Here is a 23,203-nt window from a genome sequence, read left to right as displayed (position 1 = left end):
CCGTGTCGAACCGGGCCCCTGTCAGGCGTCGACGGGGGCCTTTCCGATCAAGGATAGTTCGAACGGCGTCGACTGGTAGATCTGGTTGATCCAGTTTCCGTAAAGAAGATGCGCATGGCTGCGCCACCGGTTCTGCGGCGGTTTCGACGGGTCGTCGTCCGGATAATAGTTGGCGGGCACGTTGATCGGGTTTCCCGCCGCAACATCGCGATCGTATTCTTCCTTCAGCGTGCCGCTGTCGTATTCCAGATGGTTGAAGATATAGAGCGCCCGGTGGCAGGAATCCTCGACCAGGCAGGGGCCGGTGTCCTCGGAGTCGATGAGGATAGGCAGGCCGGCGGCGGACACTTCTTCGCGGTGGATTTCCGTCCAGCGCGACACGGGGATCACCATGTCGTCGGAGAACCCGCGCAGGTAAGGCGAGGCCGGTTCCAGGTTGCGGTGCCGCACGGCGCCAAAGGCCTTGGCCTCCAGCATGTGTTTCTTGACGCCGTGAAAATGGTTGATCATCGCCATCCCGCCCCAGCAGACGCCGAAGGTGGAATGCACATGGGTCTGGGTCCAGTCGAAGACCTGGCGCAACTCGTCCCAGTAGGTGACCTCGTCGAAGGGCAGATGTTCGATCGGGGCGCCGGTGATGATCAGCCCGTCGAACTTCTCACCGGAGGCCGCGACCTCGGCGAAGGGCCGATAGAAGGTCTCCATGTGCTCGGCGGCGGTGTTCTTGGTCTGGTGCTCCGACATGCGGATCAGGCTGAATTCGATCTGCAGCGGCGTGGCCCCGATCAGGCGGGCAAACTGGTTTTCCGTCTGGATCTTCTTGGGCATCAGGTTCAGCAGACCGATGCGCAGTGGGCGGATGTCCTGCCGGGCTGCCTGTTCCTCGGTCATGACCATGACACCTTCACGCGTGAGCACGTCGAAGGCGGGCAGGTCGGAGGGCAGCTTGATGGGCATCGGTCGGGTCCTTTCACGGCGCGGAGGCCTAGATAGGGGATCGGCTGTCATGGGGCAAGCGGGAGAAACGGGCCGCCCGCACGGATCCGGGCCAAATGGCCGGGGCGGAGCCGGGGCAGCGGTGAAAACCGGGGATGAGGCGGGGGTACGGGAACCGTCAGGGCGGCCTTGTGCCGGAGACATGCGTGCCTGCCCGGATTGCCGGTCCGCCTCCGCGGGCACCGGCGCGCCGATGGGGCCGGGCCCCGGTTTGTCCGCCGGTCTTTCCGAATGTGAACCAGGATGTTCGCATATGCGCCCGACACTATGTGTCGGGATCATGCCGAGCAACATTCCCCGGCGTTTCAGGCAGAGATATTGCCGGGGGCGTCCAATTCTTGTGCAGCGACCGGTTCAGGTGCCGCGCATCAGCCCCGTGGCAGGGCGGCGGCGATCAGTTCGATGAAATCGGCCTGGTCGCGCACCTGCGCCATATCCGTGGCCTCGACCGTCACGCCCCAGTTCTCGGCCATCGCCTCGTACAGAGGCTGGCGGTGGGCCAGGGCCTGGGCATAGGTCCAGCGGATGAAGGTGTCGGGGTCGACCTGCTGTTCGGTCAGGTCGAATTCATCCAGGTAGCGGGCCCAGGCGTCCTCGAGAAAGGCTGGCTGGTAGGCCATCGGCTTGGGCGCGCGGTCGAACCGGCGGATCAGTTCCTCGGTATGGGCCTCGCTGCCCTTGATCCAGACCATCAGGGCCTGCTGGCTGAGCGCGGTCAGGATCTCGTCCTCGGGGTCCGCGGGGTCGACCCATTCGCAGATGCTGCCGCCGGTGTCGCAGATGAAATGCGGGTAGCCGTAGAGATCCTCGGCCCGCCAGATGAAATACTCGGTGTCCAGCAGGGCCTGGCGTTCGGCGCGTTCGAATTGCGACTGGCGCAGGCGGTACGTGTCCATCGTCAGGCCGCCAAGCTCGGGGCTGCCGGGCTTGCCGAGGTAGGTCGAGACAGGCGTGAGGTTGTCGAAGGAGATGTTGGAGCCGATGTAGATCGAATCCGTCAGCAGCAGCTTGCGCAGGAAAGGCACCTGCATGGCGTGCCGCTTGGCATTGTCGGCGATGTATTCGCCCATGTAGCGGGTGCCGATGCGGTAATCTATGGAATAGTGGAACCAGCCGCCTTCCTCGCGCAGCAGGTTCGACACATGGGTCTTGCCAAGGCCCGACATGGCATAAAGCACAACGCGTTTGCGGGGCGCATCGCGCCAGGCCTGGGCAGTGGGGTAGAGCATCGTGGATCGCATCCCGTTTCGTCGGTTTGGGATGGATTACGCGGGCCATGCGCCCGCGTCAAACCCTGACCGCCGTCCGGAACAGCCGTCCGTCCAGAACGCACAGGCCAAGGGCAAGCAGCGCCAGCCCCGCGTAGGCGCCCGGGTGCAGGTCCTCGGCGCGCACCAGTGCGCCAAGCGCGATGGCCGTGGGCGGGATCAGCAGCGTGACCAGCATCAGGTTGCCCGCGCCCGCCATCGCCAGCACGCGGTAATACAGCAGGTAGGCCAGCGCGGTGGCGATCAGCGCATAGTAGAGGATGCCGATCCAGGTGGCCGGGGACAGCGCGAGGCTGGGCATCCCTTCGGTCATCAGGGTCAGCGGTGCCATGACCAGCGTCGAGGAGGTCAGCATTCCGGCGGCGGCGGCCAGCGGTGCCAGCCCGCGCAGGTGGATGCGCGCCCAGGCCCCCGCACAGGCGTAGGAGAACGTCCCGGCGATCACGGCCAGTTGCGCGGTCGAGGTCAAATCGAGGCTCAGCAGCGCCGCCGGACCGATCGCGGTCACGACCCCGGCAAAACCCAGCGTGACACCCAGTGCCTTGCGCGGGGTCAGCCGCTCGTCTGCAAAGACCGCCGCGGCGACCAGCACCCCGAAGATTGCCGTCGTCGCGTTGAGGATCGAGGTCAGGCCGGAAGGAATGTGCAACTGCCCCCAGGCCATGAGGGTGAAGGGGATCACGTTGTTGAGCACGCCCATGACCAGCAGAGCGCGCCATGTCCGCCAGCCGCGCGGCAGGGCGATCCCGCGCCAGAGGATCACCGGCCAGAGCACGAGCGCCGCGATGCCGGTGCGAAAGAGGACGGAGGTCAGCGGCCCGATCTCGTCCAGCGCGGTGCGGATGGCCAGAAAGGAGCCGCCCCAGATCAGGCCCAGCAGGATCAGTTCGGCCCAGGCGCGGGGGGATAGCGAGGTCTGTGTCATGTCACCGGATTAGTCCCGAACGGCCCGCCGCGCGATCCGAAACCTGCGCATTGGACAGCGCCAGATGAAAAACCCGGGGCCGCTGGCAGCCCCGGGTCAAACCGTTCGGTGCGGTGCAGGATCAGAAGTTGACCGCGATTTTCATGCCGACGCCGATGGCATGGTTGTCGTCAAAGGAGGTCGCGGGCGAGAAGGGGCCGACTTCGGTTTCCGCGTCGCCGATGCGGACATAGCGCACGCCGCCGGAAATCTCGTATTTGCCCTGGGTATAGGCAGCGCCGAGTCCGATGCTCCAGTTGCCGTTGGTGGGTCCGAGGTTGGAGGCGAAATTGCTGTTCGCGGGCTCATAGCCGACCGAGACGGAGCCGGTCCAGTTCTCGTTGAAGCGGCGACCGACGCCGAGGTTGTAGGTGATCGTGTCATCCTCGTAGGCGACAAGCGCAACGCCCGGGCCGCCGGCCAGCGTGCCGGTCAGGGCGTCGTAATCGGTGGGACGGATTTCGAATTCGCTCCAGTCGACCCAACGGACCGAACCGAAAAGCAGCGTGTCCTGGGCGATGCCGGTCTGGAATTCCAGGTTCACCGATTGCGGCGTCTTGATCCCGGTGGTCGAACTGTTGGCGAGGCCGATGGCCGAGCTTTCGACCGTCGGCAGATCATGCTGGATTCCCGAGTTGTAGGTCAGCGCGACGCGCAGGGCGATGTCGGGCCGTTCGTAGGCGGCCCCCAGCAGGTAGCCCCAACCGCCGTCACGGTCGGTATCCGCGCTATAGGGCGTGCCGGCCAGCGGCCCGGCGGGCAGCGTGATGTAGGGAATGAAGGCTTCGGCGGTGAGGCGCTGGTAGCGGACGCCGCCATGCACGCTGAAGTTCTCGTTGAACTTGTACCGCGCGACGGCTGTCAGCCCTTCGGATTGCAGCTTGGCGCTGGCGCTGGAAGCGAAGTAGCCGGTGCCGGTGTCGTATTCCACGTCGGCGCCGAAGGGTTGTTCAAAGATCAGGGCGACCGACAACTTGTCGTTGTAGTCGTGTTTCAGCGCGGCGCCGAATTGCAGGTAGCTGTTTGTCATGTCGCCGGACTTGCTGCCCGCCGTCGAGCCGCCCAGTGAGGCGGGAAAGGTGACGAGCTGCGTGCCGGACACGTCCGGCGAAACCGAGCCGAAGCTGAATTCGGCATAGGTGCCTTCTTCGAAGATCACGCCGATCGATTGGCCCGAACGGTCGATGCCACCAGCCTGCGCCGCCAGCGGTGCCAGCGCCAGCGCGCCCACCCCTATAAGTCGTTTTTTCATTTTGTCCCTCTATCCCCGAGTGTGGGAAGTCTCCTGTGGATAGGCTATTGAGGGGGTAAGGAAACGGTCAATCTGTGACGATACGTCATCACCCGTGTCCGCAACGCAACGTCACGAAATTGTAACACCTCGGATCCGGGCGCCATTGTCCGCGAAACGGTCCTGTTTAGCGTGTCTTGCGCGTTTCGAACCAGATGTTGCCGTAGTTGGCGCCAAAAATGACCAGAGCGCCCAGCAGGACCAGCGGGTCCAGCGCCTCGGCGTAGATCAGCATGCCGACCAGCGCGATCACCGGCAGCCGGGCAAAGTCGATTGGCATGACAACCGTTGCCGGCGCCAGCGAAAGCGCCGTGGTCAGGCAGAAGTGGGCCACCAGTCCGGCAATGGCGATCAGCACCACCCAGGGCAGGCTGCTGGCGGCGGGCACGGCGATGTCGCCGTCGATCCCTGCACAGACAAGGCCGAAGGCGGCCTGCATGACGGTCAACCAGAAGAGGATGCAGGTGATCCGCTCGGTCCGGGTCAGGAGGCGGGTAAAGACCGCCGATCCGGCAAATCCGACGGCGGCCAGCGCGGCGGTCAGCTGGCCGATATGGGCGGTCTCGGGCGAGGGGCGGGTGACGATGAGAATGCCGATGAAGCCGAGGATCGCCGCACCCACACGGTTCGGGGTCAGCCGCTCGCCCAAGATCAGCGCGCTCAGCAGCATGACCCAGAAGGGCGAGGTGAACTCGATCGCGAAGACCTGCGCCAGGGGGATCGCGGTGATCGAGAAGAACCAGAGGTTCTGCCCGGAGAAGTGAAAGACGTTGCGCAACAGGTGGGTGCGCATGTTCCGCGTCGTGATGTGGGACAGGGTGCCCGCCATCCCGGCCACGGCCAGCACGATCAGGATGCCGATGAGCGAACGGTAGAGCATGATCTCGAAGGTATCGAGATCGAGGCTGACCGCGCGCCCTGCGATGGCCATGACAGTGAAAGAGGCGATGGCCCCTGTCATCCAGAGGCAGCCGCGCAACGTGTCGTGCATGTGGGAGGTCCCGTTCCGTATCTGCCGCGCATCTGTGCAGAGCGGCGCGGAAATGTCCAGCCGACAGCAGGCGAGGCATCCGGAGACCCGGCGCCGGAAACGGAAAGTCACATGCGGATCGCGCCGCTGAGCCGGTGCGGGGCAATCGCGCGATAGCGATCGACAAGGGTCATGTGGTGGCGGGTCAGGGCCCCCACCTGCTGATCCTCGCGCGAGCAGGCCGTTCGGATCATCGTCATGCGTGGACGTGGGGCGGCGTTGTAGACCAGGCAGGTCGTTAGGACAATCGCCCGACGGTGGACCTTGTCCAGCGGTCCGACCCATGCCCGCCCTTCCACATGGCTCCAGTCCGGGGCGTGCCGCAGCAGGGCAAATCCGGTGCCTTGCGCCAGAATGGCCTGCGCCTCGGGAACGGTCAGCGCAGAAAGGTCAGACTCGTCGCAGGCCGCGCTGCGGGCCAGGTCCGCATAGCGGGCTTGGTCATGCCGGGCGACATCAATGGCATCGGATTCAAAGCTGACATGGACCTCTGCACTGAGCGAGGCGGATCCATGTCGCAAGAGGCCCTTTTCATTGCGGGGAAAGTCCCCGGACAGATGGTAGAGGTATTCGCCGCAGGGTTCGACCTCCCATAGCAGCTGTTCGTAGGTGGTCTCGCTGGGCAGGTCAGGGGCGATATCGACCCAAACCGGCAGGTCAAGCTCTGCCACGGTTCCGACCGGGCGGATCTGCACATACGGATGGGCGGCCAGGTTTTCCTCGTGGTTGCCCTCGGCCATGACATGAGGCGAGGCAAAACGCGGGCGGAACAGGTTGAACAGGCGTTTCACTGTATGGCTCCGGTGACGGGGAAACGGCACAAAAAAAGCCGGCCAGGGCGGCCGGCTTTTCGCTCGTACGAGAGGCGCCTTCAGGCCTCTTTCATGACCTGGTCCTTGGCCATGACCAGCAGGGCCGCGCGCTTGTTGCGGATCTCGTCTGCCGTGGCCTTGTCGCCCAGATCGGCCGCGACCTTGCGCACCACGTCCTCGTGGCCGGCTTCTTCGAAGTCAGCCTTGATGACCTCGACCGCATAGGCGTCGGCGTCGGGACCGGTCTTGCCCAGCAGTTCGGCAGCCCACAGGCCCAGAAGCTTGTTGGCGCGCGCCTCGGCCTTGAACTTCATCTCTTCGTCGTGGGCGTACTTGTTCTCGAACGCATTTTCGCGATCGTCGAAGGTGGTCATGAGCAGGGCTCCCTCGGCAACATGGCTTTCCCTTCGGATATGCCGCTCCGGGACGCGCGGTGCAAGAGGTAGAAGCGCCGCAGGCCGCGCGTGGCTTGCAGCATTCCGGCCCCTGATATAAGGAAAACGCCACCGCGCCCGGATTCTCCATGCGCGGTCTATCCGTTTGGAAAGGGCCCCGATGGCACGGCGCAAGAAAATCTACGAAGGCAAGGCGAAGATCCTGTATGAAGGCCCCGAACCGGGCACCATCGTGCAATACTTCAAGGATGACGCCACTGCTTTCAACGCCGAGAAGAAGGACGTGATCGAAGGCAAGGGGGTGCTGAACAACCGGCTGTCCGAGTTCTTCATGACCGGGCTGAACGGTATCGGCGTCCCGACCCATTTCCTAAAGCGGCTGAACATGCGCGAACAACTTGTCCGTGCCTGCGAGATCGTGCCGCTGGAAATCATCGTGCGCAATTTTGCCGCCGGGTCGATGTCCAAGCGTCTTGGCATCGAAGAGGGCACGGCGCTGCCGCGTCCGATCGTCGAATACTGCTACAAGGACGACAAGCTGGGCGATCCGCTGGTGACAGAGGAGCATATCGCGGCGTTCGGCTGGGCCAGCCAGCAGGACATGGACGATATCGTGGCCCTGGCGTTGCGGGTGAACGACTATCTGTCGGGCCTGATGTACGGCGTCGGCATTCGGCTGGTGGACTTCAAGATCGAGGTCGGCCGGGTCTACGACGGCGATTACCAGCGCCTGATCGTGGCGGATGAGATCTCGCCCGACAGTTGCCGTCTGTGGGACATCGAGACCGGCCAGAAGCTGGACAAGGACGTGTTCCGGCAGGATCTGGGCAACCTTGCGGACGCCTACACTGAGGTGGCCCGCCGCCTGGGGGTCATGCCGAAATCCGCAACCCACATGGCGAAGCCCAAGCTCATCAATTGATGTTCGGCCTGTTCCGCAAGCGAAAGGCCCCTCACCGGGTGCGCAACGACGCGCTGAGGGCGGAGCTTGCGGAACGAGGCGACGATGGCACCGTGGCGCGGCGTGTGGTGCATCGCACGACGCCCAGCCCGGCAGGGGATATCAACGCCACCGTTGTCCAGGATTTCCTGGCCATGAAGGGGTTCAAGCTCTGCGGCACAGAGGGCGGGGGCTTTGCCTTTGCCGAGGAATGCGCCGTGGCGGGCGAAGATTTCGACGCGCATACAGCCGAGCTTGAAAAGGCTCTCGCTGAATGGCGCTGGCGGTACGAGGGCTGGAACTGCCCGGAGGAGTGAACGGGGCCTTGACGGCCGAGGTGTGACGTCACACCATTTTCTTGTCAGTGTGTTACGGATCAATGATGTTCAGAACGGTAGCTTGTGTCTTCGCCGTAGCGATCTTGATCCTTGGTCCGATGGTGCCCGCATCGCAGGCGCAGCCGTTCGATGGCGACCCATTGGCGTTTGGCCGGGTTCTCCAGCCGGTTCCGGTAAGGTCTGTCCGGGTTGGCGCCGCGGGTACGCGGAACATCAATACGCCGCTGTCGATCTTTGCCGAGACATCCCCGATGCGCATGGCCGCCCGGTCCGTCGGGCGGCTGGACGTGCTTTATTCCAGCCAAGGCAACAAGGTGCGCCACTGTACCGCCGTCGTGCTGGATGAGGATCTTGTCCTGACCTCCGACCTTTGCTTCCCCTCTGAGGGAGGTATCGTGATGGCGACGTTGGTGATGGGATTTGTCGATCGCGACAAGCCTTCGGCGGCACAGACCTTTACCGTCCATCACCTGCCGATCGAGATCGACCATGACGCGGGCTATGCGCTCTTGCAGGTTCTTGGCGACCCGTCCCGGCGCTATGGTACCGCGCGGCTGGCAACGCGCGGGGTCCAGGACGCGCAGCCGTTATGGATGATCGGCCATCCATTGGCCGGCCAGATGCGGATCGCGCACCGGGACTGTGCCGCGACAGACCCGGCCATGACCGAAGACGGCTGGCTGGGGCATGGCTGCGATAGCCTGCCGGGGGCTTCGGGTGCGCCGCTGTTCGACGTTTCGGGGCCACTGGCGGTGGCCGCGCTGCATCGGTGGGGTAACGGGCTGGCAGGCAATGCAATCGCGGTGCCCATCGACCGGATCATCGCGGCCAGCCCGAGGATCGCGCGGATCGCGCGGAAACAGGCCGAAACCTGCCATCCGGGGCCGGACGACGACTGCCTGCCTTAGCGCCGCGGCCCGGCGTCGGCAAAACCCGCCCTTGGTCTTTGTCCGGTGACGTCCTAGCGTGGGGGAAACTTCATTCGAGGCCAGGTCTCCATGATCCGATATTTCACGTTTGTTTTTGCCCTGTTCTGCGGTGCGCCCGTCGTGGCCCAACCGGTCGAGTTCGATCCGGCCGATTTCGGCAAGGTCATCCTGGCACCGAAACAATCCGCCGGAGGTGGTGGGCTGGCCTTTGAACAGGCCTTTGGCGACTATCAGAACGAGCCGATCCTGACCTATGGCGAAAACAGCCTGCCGCGACGTCTTGGCCGGCCCGTGGGGCGGTTGGATGTGCTGTATGACAACGGCAAGACCGGGGTCTGCACCGCCTTTATCGTCGATGCGCAACATATCCTGACCAACAACCACTGCATTCCCGGAGCCGGAGGGGCAGGGGTCGAAGCCGCGCAGTTCGTTGCCGGGTTCGTGGACGGAGCCCAGGCGCGTGGCGCGGAAAAGTTCCAGGTCTCGACCAGGCCGGTCGAAACCAGTGTTCCGCTGGACTATTCCGTGTTGCGGGTCTTTGGCGATCCCTCGGCGCGCTTCGGCAGGGCAGAGCTGGCGTCAGAGGCGCCCGAGGATGCGGAACTGCTCTGGATCATTGGCCACCCGCAGGGGCAGGCACAGCATATCAGCCGCGAGGGCTGTGCCGCCGACGATCCCGCCGTGTCGCCCGAGGGCAAGCTGGTGCACAGCTGTGACACGCTGGGCGGCAATTCAGGCTCGCCGGTCTTTCGGATCACCGATCGCAAGGTCGTGGCATTGCATCACGCGGGCGACAATCGGACGGGTTATAATTTCGCCATCCCGATGGCGCGCATCCTGGCCGAAAGCGCGGTGCTCAAGGCGGCGGCGCCGGTTCCGCAACTGCCGCAGGTGGATGCTCGCTGCGAGGCGATGCTGGAGGCCGCGCCGGATTATGGCTGCGCGGGCTACGAGACCTTCCTGGAGACCTGCGAGGCACATCCGCTGGCGGCGATGGTGTCGCGCCACGCGGAACGGGTCTGCGAGCTGGAGGCGGCAGAGGACGCGCGCCGTCTTGCCGCCGTGCCCGAGGAAAAGGCGCCCGACGCACCCGAGAAGTTGCCCGCCGGGGAGACCGCGCGGACCGATTCTCTGCCGTCGGCCGAAACCGTCGTCCCGGCAGAGAACGTCGTCGATCTGGACGCGCTGTCGCGCGAGGCTCTTGAGGACTGGGCGCGGGAGACGGAGCGCGAGATCGAGGAGGTGCTTGACGATACGCGTTGGGCCCGGGACGAAGCAATCAACGCAAAAATCCTGACGGAAATCTTCGCCGAGGCGATGGACGGAAATCCCCTGGCCGCGCCTGCGCGCGAGGCTGTCGCGCCTCATGTCGCGAGGATCCTGGATATCCATGCCGAGGTCGAGGCCATTTATGGGGCGCGTGACCTGGAGGACAAGCGGATCCTGGCGCAGGTGCGCGGTGACCTTGCCATCATTCGCGAAGGTACAGAGACTGCCGCGCGCGAGTCCGCAGCGGACTTGCTGGCGAGACTCCAACGCTACACGACAGAGAACGACCGGCTGGTGCCGCTGGCGACCGACGTGAAAAAGCAACGCGAAGCGGCGATGAAAGCCTTGTCCGCCACCCTGATCGAACCCGATCCCGGCCCGCTGGCCGGGCTGCAGTTCAGTTTCCGTGACTATCGCAGAACCTACGTCGACGACGAACAGGAAGACACCGAAAGCTACTATGTGACCTATCATTTTCTTCCTGCACCAGAGGGGCATGTGGCCTACCTGCGTTGCAAGGAGGACAACGACACTTGTGACGCTTACGTTCAGCGCGACGGGTTCAAGTTTGTCGCATCAGTCTATGCTTTAGAAGAACTCGCGCCGGGCATGGGGCTGACGGCAGCGGACATCTTGAACCAGTCAGGGTCACAGAAGGTCGATATAACTGAGGAGGCCAGAGGTTCGTTCTACCCGATGCGCGACGGCAAACGCATGACTTGGACCGAAGCCTGGAACTGGGACGCGGATCCAGTGCCGGAACGGGTCTACCGCATGTCCGTCGTGCAACGCTGCTGCAAGGTCTATCCCAAGTCGAACTCGGGCCGTCGCTTGGTCTGGGAAGTCGAGTACAGGTTCGAAAGCGACGGGCAGGTCGCGGTCCATGACTTGCTTTTTGAACCCAGTCTGGGCTGGTTCAACAGTGAGAGTAGCCAAACCAGGCAATTGGGAGAGGGCAAGGGTAAGCGCAGGGTGAACAGTTATGGAACCTTGAAGGAGGTCATTTCCCGCCCGGACTAGGGCCAGAGATTCCGGACTTGGCGATAGGGGGCGACGGGGCGTAACCTGTCGCAACCCATTTCCCGACGAGGCCACAAATGCGCCATTCCGTCCTGAGTGTCTTTCTGACCGCCATGCTCGCCGCGCCACTGGCCGCGCAGCCGGTGGAATTCGACCCCTCCGACTTTGGCAAGATCGTCGTGGCCAAGCGCCAGTCCGCGGGCACCGGGCTGGTTCTGGAACAGGCCTTTGGCGACTATCAGAACGAGCCGGTCATCTCATATGGCGAAAAGAGCATCGCGCGCCGCCTGGGCCGCCCGGTGGGGCGGCTGGACGTGCTCTACAAGAACGGCAAGACCGGCTATTGCACGGCCTTCATCGTCGACAGCCAGCACCTGGTGACCAACAATCACTGTATTCCCGGCATCGACGGCACGGGTGTGCAGGCGGCGCAGTTCGTCGTGGGCTATGTCGATGCCGCCAAGCCCGACCAGGCCGAGAAGTTCCAGGTGGGTCTGGAACCGCTGGAGACCAGCGCCGCGCTGGATTACTCGGTGCTGCGCGTTTTCGGCGACCCCTCGACACGTTACGGCACGGTCGAACTGGCCGATGCGGATCCCGATCCGTCGGAATTTCTCTGGATCATCGGTCACCCGCAGGGGCAGGCCCAGCATATCAGCCGCGAGGGCTGTGCCGCCGGTGATCCCCCCGTCTCGACCGAGGGCAAGGTCGTGCATACCTGCGACACCCTGGGCGGCAACTCGGGCTCTCCGGTGTTCCGGATTTCCGACCGGCAGGTGGTGGCATTGCACCACGCCGGCGACAACCGCACCGGGTTCAACTTTGCCATCCCGATGGCGCGCATCCTCAAGGAAAGCGCGATCCTCAAGGCCGCCGCCCCGGTCCGTCCGCCGGAGCCGCCCAAGGGGCAGGGCGCTTGTGAGATTCTCTGGACGGCGGCGGAACAGCATGGGTGCCTTGGCTACCAGACCTTCCTGGGCCAGTGCGCGGAACACCCGCTTGCGCCGTTGGCGCAGGGGTTGGCGGAACGGGCCTGCAAGCTGGCCGAGGAAACCGATCCGGACCCGGTCGACACGGACAAGGCCGACGCCCTGAAAGCACGTATCGACGAGGCCCTGCGCAGCGCCGAGGTGCAGCGGGCCGAGATCTCGCGCGAGGTCAGCGCCGCACAACGCGCGGTGCTGAGCCTGGAAGGCACGGTCAACCGCGCCCGTGCCCGCGCCGGGGATGCCGAAACCTCGGTCAACCCGGGCAGCGCCGAGGTGTCGGCGCTCTGGGACCGGATCACGCAGCGCTTGCGCACCCCGCTCACCGAGGCGCAGGAGCGCGCCCGGGCGATGCCGACGCTGCTCAGCTCGTTCGATCGGGAAGTGGAGGTGCTGCGCGGCGCCACGACCGAGGCGGAGATCGAGTCGGCCCTGAAGCGTACCGCCACGCTGGCAGAGTCCAGCCGCGAGCGGCTTGCCTTTGTCTCGTCCCGCAAGAGCGAGGCCGAAACCCTGTTCAAGGACGGAGAACTGCGCGCCGTGGCGATGCTGAAGGACGCGGTGCAGGATCAACGTTCCGCCGCGTTGCGCCGCACGATCGACCGGGCGCTGATCAAGGCCAATGATGCCCGTCTGGCGATGAGCGTGGATCATGAAAAGGCCAAGGAACTGCTGGCCGTCTACGAGGCCCTGGTGGACCGTGCCAAGACGCAGGCCGCCACCGCCCGCCGGTCCGGTGGCCCCGGCGATGCCGAGGCGGCCGATGTCTGGGAAAGCCTTGGGCGCGGGCTGGCTGGCGAAACCCTGCGGGTGAAATCCCGCGTCGAAGGCATGGAGCGTTTTGGCCGTGCCATCGGAAGCGGGCTGAAGACCATCCGAAAGGCCGGAACCGAAACAGAGGTCCGCCAGGCGCTGGAGCGTGTCGAAAGCACGGCTGCGCTTGCGGATGACTGGCTTTCGGTGGTCGAGGCGCATCTCGCGGACGCCCGCGAACAATATGCCAAGACCGAGGTCCGTGTTGCCGCGCTGCGGCTGGAGGCCGAAGAGACCGCCGCGCGCCCGCCCATCGTCATCCGCTGTCTCGAGGTTTCGATGCCCGTGTTCGCGGTCGAGGGGATTACCGGCGTGTCGCGCGCGGATTTCGATGCCGATGCGGCGGAACTGGCTTGCAGCGCGGCGCGCAAGGTCAGCGACGACCCGGCGGTACATTATGGCTATGCCCGCGCCATGATCACCAAGAAACGCTATGACGAGGCTCTGCCGATCCTGCGGAACCCGCGCATGTCCGGTTTCATGCCCGCGCGCTATTCGCTGGGGGTGGCCTATAACAGCGGTCTTGGTGTGCGGAAGGATTATGACCGGGCGCTGGCCATCTACCGCGAGACCGCGTCGGCCGGACTGCCACAGGGCAAGTTCTCGCTCGGGGTCTACTACAGCCTCGGCCGTGCGGTGCGTGCCGATCACGTTCAGGCGGCGCGCTACCTGGTCGAGTCCATCGCCGATGGCTATGCCCATCCGATCACCCAACTGCACAAGCTGCCCAATGCCACCACGCGCGAGATCCAGAGAGAGCTTGTGCGGCGCGGCTACCTTGGGGCAGGGCAGGTGGACGGTGCCTTTGGCCCGACCACGCGCGGCGCGCTGGAGCGGCTTCAGCAGGCTTCCGGGCGCGGGTGATCACGCAGGCGTGAACGGGGCGGCAACAGCGGCGCGTTGCGTCGCTGTTTCGTCTTTTGAAACACAGTGATCGTTGCCCGAATCCACCGCACAACGGGCGCTGGCGCGACGTCAGGCAAGGAATTCTTTACTTGGCGGCAAGGCGGCGCTCAAAGTAGTTTCAAAGAGTATTCTTTCCAACGGGGACATTATCATGCGTCAACTCATGTCAGCACTCGCACTTTGTGCCGGGGCGGTGGCCGCATTCGGCCCAGCCGTAGCGCAGCAGGCTCCCGCCGAATTCGATCCCGCAGACTTTGGCAAGATCGTCATCCAGCCGCGCCAGGCGGCGGGCGGTGACGGGCTTGTCTTCGAGCAGGCCTTCGGCGATTACCAGAACGAACCGATCATCAAGTACGGTGAAAGCAGCCCAATCATCAAGCTGGGCCGGCCGATCGGCCGCCTGGACATGCTGTTCAAGAATGGCAAGACGGGCTTTTGCACCGCCTTCATCGTCGATGATCAGCACATCCTGACCAACCACCACTGCATTCCGGGCATGGACGGTGATCCCACCGGCCGTGACAGCGGCGTGCAGGCGGCACAGTTCGTTGCCGGTTTCATCAAGCCCGGCAGCTCGGAAGGGGTGGATCGCTATACCGTCAGCCCGCAGATCATCGAGACCAACCGCGAGTTGGACTACACGGTGCTGCGCGTCTTCGGGAACCCGTCGACCAAATACGGCAAGCTGAAGCTGGCCGAGGCCGACCCGCAGGACAGCGAATTCCTCTGGATCATCGGTCACCCGCAGGGTCAGGCCCAGCACATCAGCCGCGAAGGCTGTGCCGCCGCGATCCCGGCGATCTCGGCCGAGGGCAAGCTGATGCACAGCTGTGACACGTTGGGCGGCAACTCCGGCTCGCCGGTGATCCGCCTGAGCGACCATGCCGTGATCGGCCTGCACCACGCGGGCGACAGCCGCACCGGCTTCAACATGGCGATCCCGATGACCCGCATCCTGCCGCAGAGCCGCGTGCTCAAGGCGACCGCGGGCATTGCCGTCGATCCCGGTCCCGGCCCTGATCCGGATCCCGTCGTCGACCCGAACCGGGGTCGCGCGCAGGCATGTTCGGCCATGTGGGCCGAGGCCAAGATCCTGGGCTGTGCCGGCTATGAAGTCTACGCCGCGCAATGTGGCGACCACACCTTTGCGCCGATGGCTCAGCGCATCATCGAACGTGAATGTTCGATCCCCGATCGGACGGTCGACAATACCAAGAAACCCACCGAACACGGTGGCCCGGTTCTGACGGTCCGTCCCTCGGGTGGTGACTATTCCGACCTGTCCGCAGCCGTGGCCGCGGCAGAGCCCGGCACCCGCATCGAGGTCTACCCGGGCACCTACACCCGTGGCATCGACGTTTCGAAGCCGCTGGAAATCGTCGGTGTCGGCAACAAGCGAGACATCGTCCTGAAGGTCGCCGACGACAATGCGATCCGCTGGACCGCGGAATCCGGTCTGGTCTCGAACCTCTCGATCCACCAGGACGGCGGCAAGTTCTTCAACTTCCACGTCGCGGCGGGTTCCGTCATCATCGAGAACAACGACATGACCTCGAAGGGCCTGGCGGTTCTGGCGATCCGTGCCAATGATGGTGCGACTGTCCGGAACAACACCATCCGCGACGGTGCTCAGGGCGGTATCTTCATGTTCGAGGCCGGCAGGGCGACGATCGAAGGCAACACGATCTTCGGCAACTCGCTGGCAGGCCTGGAACTGAAGGAAGGCGCCGATCCGGTCGTCAAGGGCAACACCTTCCGTGACGGTGGCGGCTCGGGCATCTTCATCAACGAAGGTGGCAAGGGCCGGTTCGAAGGCAACACGATCTTCAACAACTCGCTGTCGGGCATCGAGGTGAAGGCCGCGGACAATCCGATGATCTCGGGCAACACCATCCGTGACGGTCAACAGGGCGGCATCATGGCGTCGGAAGGCGCCGTGGCACGGATCACGGGCAACGAGATCTACGGCAACGCCTACGCCGGGATCGAGATCAAGACCGATGCCAACCCGCAGATCTACAACAACAAGTTGCGTGACGGTCAGCAGTCGGGGATCTACATCCACGACGGTGGCCGCGGAGTGATCGAGAACAACGAGATCTTCCGCAACGGTTTCTACGGTGTCTCGGTCAAGGGTGACTCCAACCCGACGGTCCGTGACAACAAGATCTTCGGCAACATCTACGAAGCGATCCGCATCCGCGAAGGCGGCGGCGGCACCTACGAGCGCAACGACCTGTCGGGCAACACCGCCGGGACCTTCCGTATCGAACCCGATGCCGGCAAGGTCATCCGGATCGGCAACATCGAGGGCCCGGGCCAGGTTACCCGGACCCCGGACCCGGTCAGCACCAATGTCGTGACGGTCAAGGCCTCGGGGGGCGGTGACTACTCCAGCCTGGCGGATGCTGTCCGCGCGGCAGAGCCGAACGCCCGCATCGAAGTCTATCCCGGCGTCTACACCCAGGGCATCGACGTGTCGAAGCCGCTGGAAATCGTCGGGGTCGGCCCGGTCAAGGACATCGTCCTGCGGGTGGCCGATGACAACGCGATCCGCTGGACCGCAGAGTCGGGCCGCGTGGCACGCCTCTCGATCCACCAGGACGGCGGCAAGTTCTTCAACTTCCACGTTGCGGCGGGGTCCGTCATCATCGAGGACAACGACATGACCTCGAAGGGGCTGGCGGTTCTGGCGATCCGTGACAACAAGGATGCCACCGTGCGTCGCAACACCATCCGCGACGGTGCACAGGGCGGTATCTTCATGTTCGAGGCCGGCAAGGCGACGATCGAAGGCAACACGATCTTCGGCAACTCGCTGGCAGGCCTGGAGCTGAAGGAAGGCGCCGATCCGGTCGTCAAGGGCAACACCTTCCGTGATGGCGGCGGTTCGGGCATCTTCATCAACGAAGGTGGCAAGGGCCGGTTCGAAGGCAACACGATCTTCAACAACTCGCTGTCGGGCATCGAGGTGAAGGCCGCGGACGATCCGCTGATCACGGGCAACACCATCCGTGACGGTCAGCAGGGCGGCATCATGGCGTCGGAAGGCACCATCGCCCGGATCACCAAGAACGAGATCTACGGCAACGCCTATGCCGGGATCGAGATCAAGACCAATGCCAACCCCTCGATCTTTGACAACATCCTGCGTGATGGTCAGCAGTCCGCGATCTACGTCCATGACGGCGGTCGCGGCGTGATCGAGAACAACGAGATCTTCCGCAACGGCTTCTACGGCGTGTCCGTCAAGGGCAAGTCCACCCCGCTGGTGCGTGGCAACAAGATCTTTGGCAATGTCTACGAGGCGATCCGCGTCCGCGAAGGCGGTGGCGGCACCTACGAGAACAACGATCTGACCGGCAACACCGCCGGCACCTTCCGGATCGAGGCGGACGCCGGCAACGTCATCCGCCGCGGCAACAAGGAATAAGCGGTCCTGACGGACTGTCACGGCGCCGCCCCTTCGGGGGCGGCGTTTTTCTTTGCTCTTGCATTCCAGCGCGTGATGCGGTTCCTGCCCAACAAGACAAGCAAGGGGATGATCATGAAAGTGCGCGTGCATGTGATGCTCAAGGACGGGGTTCTGGATCCGCAGGGCGAGGCGGTGCGCCATGCGCTTGGCGCCCTGGGCTTTGACGGGGTCGGATCGGTGCGCCAGGGCAAGGTGATCGAGATGGACCTCGCCGATGGCACCTCCGAGGAGACCGTGGCCGAGATGTGTGAAAAGCTGCTCGCCAATACGGTAATCGAGAGCTACCGCATCGAGGTCCTGTGATGCACGCGGCCGTCCTGAGCGAGTACCAGGCGCCGCTGACCATCGAGACCCGTCCCGATCCGGCCTGTCCCGAGGACGGCGTCGTGCTCAAGGTTCTGGCCTGCGGTGTGTGCCGCTCGGACTGGCATGGCTGGATGGGCGAACACCCCCGGGTGAAACCGGGCGCTATCGGCGGGCATGAATTCTGCGGCGAGGTGGTCGAGGCCGGCCCGCGCGCGCAATTCGCTGTCGGCGACGTGTTGGTCGCGCCCTTCCTGCTGGGGTGCGGCACCTGCAACGACTGCCGGGCAGGGGCCCAGCACACCTGCAACGACATGGTCTATCCGGGCATCGGCTCGGACGGGGCCTTTGCCGAATACGTCGCCGTGCCGCGCGACTTCAACCTGTCGCGCCTGCCCGAGTTCATGACGCCGACCACCGCAGCCGGACTGGGTTGCCGGGTGATGACATCGTGGCACGCGCTGACCGACCGCGCGGCGCTGCAGCCGGGCGAATGGCTGGCTGTGCATGGAACCGGCGGGATCGGTCTCGCGGCGCTTCTGATCGGCAAGGCGATGGGCGCGCGGGTCATTGCCGTGGACGTGGTGCGTGAAAAGCTGGACCACGCGCTGGCACATGGCGCCGACGCGGTGGTCGATGCCTCCGACGGCAAGGCGCACCGCGCCATCAAGGACCTGACCGGCGGCGGCGCCCATGTCTCGATCGAGGCGGTGGGCATCGCGGCCACGGCCAATGCCTCGATCAAGTGCCTGCGCCCGCTGGGGCGCCACGTCCAGGTCGGGATGCCCATCGGCCATACGGCCAGGATGGAGATCGACATGAACGGCATCTTCATGAAGAACCTTGCCGTCTACGGGTCGCGTGGAATGCCGCCCTGGCGTTACGAACAACTGTTCAGCCTGATCCAGTCCGGAGCCGTCGACATGGCGCCGATGATCGGGCGCGAGATCGGCCTTGGTCAGGTCTCGGACGAACTTGCCGCCTTCAACGGGCCGACGCCGCCGGGCGTGGCCGTTGTCACCGATTTCACCGCCTGACACTCACCGCCTGACAAGGAGCGTGCTGATGAAAGCTGCCGTCATCGTCTTTCCCGGGTCCAACTGCGACCGTGATCTTGCCGTTGCCTTCGAGCAGGCCGGCCTGCAGGTGCAGATGGTCTGGCACAAGGACACGGACCTGCCCACAGGTATCGACCTGGTCGGTATTCCCGGCGGGTTCTCCTTTGGCGACTACCTGCGCTGCGGCGCCATCGCGGCCAACGCGCCCATCGTGAACGCGGTCAAGGCGCATGTCGAACGCGGCGGCTATGCCCTGGGGATCTGCAACGGCTTCCAGGTGCTGACCGAAACCGGGCTGCTGCCCGGGGCGCTGCTGCGGAACGCGGGATTGAAATACATCTGCCGCACCGTGGGTCTGCGCGCCGAGGGCGCCAGCGTGTTCACCGAGGGCTATGGCCGCGATACCGAGATCGCGCTGCCTATCGCGCACCATGACGGCAACTATTTCGCCGACGAGGCAACGCTGGACATGCTGGAAGCAGACGACAGGGTGGCCTTCCGCTATACGGACAATCCGAACGGATCGGCGCGCGACATCGCGGGGGTGCTGTCGGCCAACCGGCGCGTGCTGGGCATGATGCCGCACCCCGAACGCGCAAGCGAAGCGGCGCACGGCAACGAGGATGGTGCGCGCCTTTTCGCCCATCTGGCAGGGGCCCTGACCGCCGCCTGACTTGAGGGTGCGGCCCGCGCAGCCTATTCTGGGCGCCATGGCATCGGATGGCACCAGAACTGGACTGCGTCGCGCCGGCCCGTTCTCGGGCCGTGCGCGCATCGCGCTTGTCCTGCTGCTGCTGGCCGCCGTCGGCACCGTCTGGGTCACCAACTGGCTGCTGACCGACCGTTTCACCGAGACCGTGCGCAACCGGGCCGAACTGCGCCTGGCGCTTTATTCCGGCAACCTGATCTCTGAGTTGCGCCGCAATGCCATCGTGCCGCAACTGCTGGCCCGCGACCCGGCCCTGATCGCCGCGCTGAACGCGCAGGACTACAGCCAGAGCTCTCAGCGCCTGATTTCCTTCGTGGACGAGATCGGCGCCGCCTCGCTGATGCTGCTGGACCGGGACGGACGTACCGTGGCCGCAACCGACCGCAACCGGCTGGGTCAGTCGCACCGCGAAGCGGCCTATTTCGTCGACGCGCTGCGGTCGAACACCACCGTCTTTACCGCTCTCCCGCTAGAGACGGGCAACTTCAGCTTTACCTATGCCCGGCGCATGGAAAGTGGCGGCGATACGGTCGGCGTCATCATGGTCGAGGTCGACCTGGCCAAGTTCGAACGGGCCTGGGCGGGGATCACCGATGCGGTCATGGTGACGAATTCCGAGGGCACGATCATCCTGGCGACGGAACCCCGCTGGCGCGGGCTGACACCCACGGACGCCTTGCAGCGCCAGCCCGCCGAAGGTGCGATCGAACGCGCCATCCGCGCCACCGCCGATTGGACCGCGCAACAGGCCGACGCTTACCTGCGCGGCGAGGCCGTCATGCGGATAGACGGGCGTATTCCCTTTCGCGGCTGGACGCTGGTCACCTTCACCACCTATGCCAGCGTGCGCGAGCGGGTGAACGCGGTTCTGGCGTTGGAGATCATGGGGTTTGCGCTATTGGCGGCGCTGGTCTTCTACGCGCTCTCGCGCAAGACGGCGATCCGGATGGCGCTGTTCCAGCGGGACGCCACGGAACTGCGCGCGCTGAATGCCCGTCTGCAACGCGAAATCGCGGAACGTGAGCGGGTGCAGAAGAACCTGGCCGTTGCGGAACAGTCGCTGGCGCAGTCGTCGAAACTGGCCGCCCTTGGGGAGATGTCCGCCGCCGTCAGCCACGAGTTGAACCAGCCTCTGGCCGCGATGAAGACCTATCTGGCCGGCGCGCGCCTTCTGCTGCGCCGCAACCGCCCCGACGAGGCGCTCAGCGCCTTTCACCGCATCGACGACCTGATCGAACGCATGGGCGCGATCACCCGCCAGCTGAAGAGCTTTGCCCGCAAGGGCCAGGAACAACTCAGCCCGGTGGACATGGGAGAGGCGCTGGCCTCGTCGCTGGCGATGATGGAACCGCAACTGAAATCGCGCCGCGTGAAGATCACCAAGATCCTGCCAGAGACGCCCGTGCGCGTCATGGGGGACCGGATGCGGATCGAGCAGGTTCTGGTCAACCTCTTGCGGAACGCGCTTGACGCCACCAAGTCGGTCGATGACCCGCAGGTGGACATCATCCTGGCCGCGGGCGAAACCGCGACACTGACCGTACGCGACAACGGAACCGGGATCGAAAACCTCGATGCGCTCTTCGAGCCCTTTTACACAACCAAGCAGCCGGGCGATGGCGTGGGTCTTGGCCTCGCGATCTCCTCGGGCATCGTGTCCGAACTGGGGGGGCGCCTGACCGCCCGCAACGGAGAGGGCGGCGGTGCCGTCTTCGAGATGCAACTGCCCGTCTTGAACGAATCCACAGAAGCAGCGGAGTAAACTGCCAATGGCCAACGCAATGAAAATCGCCATCGTGGATGACGAACAGGACATGCGCCAGTCGATCAGCCAATGGCTGGCCTTGTCCGGTTACGACACCGAAACCTTTTCCAGTGCCGAAGAAGCGCTGGGGCGGCTCAATGCGGATTTCCCGGGCATCGTCATCTCGGACATCAAGATGCCGGGCATGGACGGGATCCAGTTCCTCAAGAAGCTGATGGGCACGGACAGCGCGCTGCCGGTCATCATGATCACCGGGCACGGCGACGTGCCGATGGCGGTGGAGGCGATGCGCATCGGGGCCTTCGATTTCCTTGAAAAGCCGTTCAACCCGGATCGCATGTCGGAACTGGCAAAAAAGGCCACCAACGCGCGACGCTTGACGCTTGATACGCGCGCGCTGCGCCGGGAACTGGCGGATGGCAGTCAGATCATGTCCAAGTTGATCGGCGCCAGCCCCGCGATGGAACGCCTGCGCGAAGACATTCTGGACCTTGGCCAGGCGGACGGGCACGTATTGATCGAGGGCGAGACCGGCACCGGCAAGACACTGGTGGCCCATGCGCTGCACGCGGTCGGCGCGCGGGCGGGCAAGAAATTTACCCTCGTGCGCTGCGCGGCAATGGACGAGGATGCGCTGACCCGGCGCCTGTTCGGCCCGATGCAGCCTGAGGACACGCGCCTGCCGGCCATGGAGGAGGCGCGCGGCGGCACGCTGGTTCTGGAAGATATCGAGGTCCTATCGGATGCGGCGCAGGCTCGCCTGCTGAACGCGATCAACGACGAGGGCACGCCGCCCGAAACACGCATCGTTGCCATTTCCAACCTGCAGGAAGAGGGCCGCACCTGCGAGCAGGCGCTGCGTCCGGATCTCTACTACAGGCTGGCCGCTCTCAAGATCGTCGTTCCGCCGCTGCGGTCGCGCGGTGAGGATATCCTGACGCTCTTTACCCGGCTGTCGGAAAGCTTTGCCGAGGAATACGGCTGCGATGCCCCCAAGGTCAGCGCACAGGAGGCCGCGCAGCTCTTGCAGGCGCCCTGGCCGGGCAACGTGCGACAGCTGATCAACCTTGCCGAACGTGCGGTGCTGCAATCGCGGCGCGGGCAGGGGACCATCGCCTCTCTCCTGATGAGCGACCATGACGACATGCAGCCGGTCATGACGACGGAGGGCAAACCGCTCAAGGAATACGTCGAGGCATTCGAACGCATGCTGATCGACAACACCATGCGGCGACACAAGGGCTCGATCTCGGCGGTGATGGACGAGTTATGCCTGCCGCGCCGGACGCTGAACGAGAAGATGGCCAAGTACGGACTGGCCCGCGCCGACTATCTCTGAGGCCCGTGATGGACCGCGCCCCCGATCTCGACAGTTTTTTTGCCGACGAGACCTGGGGCGGGGTTCTGTCCGCTTTGCGCGCGGTACTCGCGGGGACCGAGCTGGGCGAGACGCTGAAATGGGGGGCTGCCTGCTACACCTTTGGGGGATCCAACGTGGCGATCTTGGGTGGGTTTTCTGACGGCTGCCGGCTGGCCTTTTTCAAGGGTGCCCTGATCGACGACCCGGAAGGCGCCTTGATCCTGACCGGTCCGCGCTCGCGTGCGTCGAAATATCTTCGGTTCCAGACATCAGAGGAGGTCGCTGCCCGGGCGGGGCAGGTCCGCGACTATGTCGCGCGGGCCATCGCGGTTGAGAAGAGCGGCGCAAAGGTCGATTTCGCCAAGGACGATCTGGACTACCCAGAGGAACTGACGGCACGGCTGGAAGAGGATGAGGCCCTGCGCGCGGCATTCGAGGCGCTGACGCCAGGACGCAGGCGCGGCTACCTGCTGCATTTTTCGGAGGCAAAACAATCGGCCACGCGCAGCGCCCGCATCGACAGGCATGCGCCGCGGATCCTGGCGGGCAAAGGAATGCATGACCGCTAGCGGGCTG

Annotated in this window: 19 protein-coding genes; 12 read left to right on the top strand and 7 right to left on the bottom strand. The window is 64.7% G+C overall.

The features are described from left to right. Window positions 1-21: 21 nt before the first annotated feature. The 7 genes from RBB42_RS10450 to RBB42_RS10420 all read right to left on the bottom strand — a co-directional run bounded on the left by RBB42_RS10450 (window position 22) and on the right by RBB42_RS10420 (window position 6,735). Window positions 22-957 (bottom strand): homoserine O-succinyltransferase, encoded by a 936-nt coding sequence (locus RBB42_RS10450; protein ID WP_305970275.1) that lies wholly within the window; start codon window positions 955-957, stop codon window positions 22-24. Window positions 958-1,364: 407 nt separating this feature from the next. Beyond that, window positions 1,365-2,225: an ATPase gene (locus tag RBB42_RS10445; RefSeq protein ID WP_305970330.1), complete on the bottom strand. Its 861-nt coding sequence runs from the start codon at window positions 2,223-2,225 to the stop codon at window positions 1,365-1,367. Window positions 2,226-2,283: 58 nt separating this feature from the next. Then, the gene (locus tag RBB42_RS10440; protein ID WP_305970274.1) at window positions 2,284-3,189 is read right to left on the bottom strand and encodes a DMT family transporter; all 906 of its coding nucleotides are present in this window, start codon (window positions 3,187-3,189) and stop codon (window positions 2,284-2,286) included. 121 nt (window positions 3,190-3,310) lie between these two features. Beyond that, window positions 3,311-4,480 (bottom strand): OmpP1/FadL family transporter, encoded by a 1,170-nt coding sequence (locus RBB42_RS10435; protein ID WP_305970273.1) that lies wholly within the window; start codon window positions 4,478-4,480, stop codon window positions 3,311-3,313. 166 nt (window positions 4,481-4,646) lie between these two features. Then, window positions 4,647-5,510: a DMT family transporter gene (locus tag RBB42_RS10430; RefSeq protein WP_305970272.1), complete on the bottom strand. Its 864-nt coding sequence runs from the start codon at window positions 5,508-5,510 to the stop codon at window positions 4,647-4,649. 107 nt (window positions 5,511-5,617) lie between these two features. Beyond that, window positions 5,618-6,340, bottom strand: a complete 723-nt coding sequence (locus RBB42_RS10425; RefSeq protein WP_305970271.1) for a hypothetical protein — start codon at window positions 6,338-6,340, stop codon at window positions 5,618-5,620. 80 nt (window positions 6,341-6,420) lie between these two features. After that, window positions 6,421-6,735 (bottom strand): DUF1476 domain-containing protein, encoded by a 315-nt coding sequence (locus tag RBB42_RS10420; RefSeq protein WP_305970270.1) that lies wholly within the window; start codon window positions 6,733-6,735, stop codon window positions 6,421-6,423. A gap of 181 nt (window positions 6,736-6,916) precedes the next feature. Here RBB42_RS10420 and purC point away from each other — a divergent pair, with 181 nt between their 5' ends. The 12 genes from purC (at window position 6,917) to RBB42_RS10360 (ending at window position 23,196) form a co-directional block, all read left to right on the top strand. Continuing rightward, window positions 6,917-7,678, top strand: a complete 762-nt coding sequence (purC, locus tag RBB42_RS10415; RefSeq protein ID WP_305970269.1) for a phosphoribosylaminoimidazolesuccinocarboxamide synthase — start codon at window positions 6,917-6,919, stop codon at window positions 7,676-7,678. Beyond that, the gene (locus RBB42_RS10410; RefSeq protein ID WP_305970268.1) at window positions 7,678-8,013 is read left to right on the top strand and encodes a hypothetical protein; all 336 of its coding nucleotides are present in this window, start codon (window positions 7,678-7,680) and stop codon (window positions 8,011-8,013) included. The genes purC and RBB42_RS10410 overlap by 1 nt, the downstream gene beginning before the upstream one ends. A gap of 65 nt (window positions 8,014-8,078) precedes the next feature. Then, complete coding sequence (locus RBB42_RS10405) at window positions 8,079-8,942, top strand: trypsin-like serine peptidase (protein ID WP_306043678.1); 864 nt, start codon at window positions 8,079-8,081, stop codon at window positions 8,940-8,942. Window positions 8,943-9,032: 90 nt separating this feature from the next. Then, the gene (locus RBB42_RS10400; protein ID WP_305970266.1) at window positions 9,033-11,252 is read left to right on the top strand and encodes a trypsin-like serine peptidase; all 2,220 of its coding nucleotides are present in this window, start codon (window positions 9,033-9,035) and stop codon (window positions 11,250-11,252) included. A gap of 77 nt (window positions 11,253-11,329) precedes the next feature. Further along, on the top strand, window positions 11,330-13,915 hold the full coding sequence (locus RBB42_RS10395) for a trypsin-like peptidase domain-containing protein (protein ID WP_305970265.1): 2,586 nt from the start codon (window positions 11,330-11,332) through the stop codon (window positions 13,913-13,915). Between the two features lie 205 nt (window positions 13,916-14,120). Beyond that, window positions 14,121-17,390, top strand: coding sequence for a right-handed parallel beta-helix repeat-containing protein (locus RBB42_RS10390; RefSeq protein ID WP_305970264.1), 3,270 nt, complete (start codon window positions 14,121-14,123; stop codon window positions 17,388-17,390). A 114-nt stretch (window positions 17,391-17,504) separates the two neighbouring features. Beyond that, entirely contained in the window at window positions 17,505-17,735 is a 231-nt protein-coding gene (gene purS, locus RBB42_RS10385; protein WP_305970263.1) for a phosphoribosylformylglycinamidine synthase subunit PurS, read from the top strand. Continuing rightward, the gene (locus RBB42_RS10380; RefSeq protein WP_305970262.1) at window positions 17,735-18,772 is read left to right on the top strand and encodes a zinc-binding dehydrogenase; all 1,038 of its coding nucleotides are present in this window, start codon (window positions 17,735-17,737) and stop codon (window positions 18,770-18,772) included. The genes purS and RBB42_RS10380 overlap by 1 nt, the downstream gene beginning before the upstream one ends. Window positions 18,773-18,800: 28 nt before the next feature. After that, window positions 18,801-19,466 carry a phosphoribosylformylglycinamidine synthase subunit PurQ gene (purQ, locus tag RBB42_RS10375; RefSeq protein ID WP_305970261.1) on the top strand — a complete coding sequence of 222 codons (666 nt, stop codon included), beginning with the start codon at window positions 18,801-18,803 and terminating at the stop codon, window positions 19,464-19,466. Between the two features lie 37 nt (window positions 19,467-19,503). Continuing rightward, entirely contained in the window at window positions 19,504-21,264 is a 1,761-nt protein-coding gene (locus RBB42_RS10370; RefSeq protein ID WP_305970260.1) for a sensor histidine kinase, read from the top strand. Window positions 21,265-21,271: 7 nt separating this feature from the next. Continuing rightward, on the top strand, window positions 21,272-22,606 hold the full coding sequence (locus tag RBB42_RS10365; RefSeq protein ID WP_305970259.1) for a sigma-54-dependent transcriptional regulator: 1,335 nt from the start codon (window positions 21,272-21,274) through the stop codon (window positions 22,604-22,606). Window positions 22,607-22,614: 8 nt separating this feature from the next. Next, window positions 22,615-23,196: a YdeI/OmpD-associated family protein gene (locus RBB42_RS10360; protein WP_305970258.1), complete on the top strand. Its 582-nt coding sequence runs from the start codon at window positions 22,615-22,617 to the stop codon at window positions 23,194-23,196. The last annotated feature ends 7 nt before the right edge of the window (window positions 23,197-23,203 follow it).

Source organism: Mameliella sp. MMSF_3455, from assembly GCF_030733205.1.
GTDB lineage: Bacteria > Pseudomonadota > Alphaproteobacteria > Rhodobacterales > Rhodobacteraceae > Antarctobacter.
This window is presented reverse-complemented; position numbering and strand designations above follow the sequence as displayed.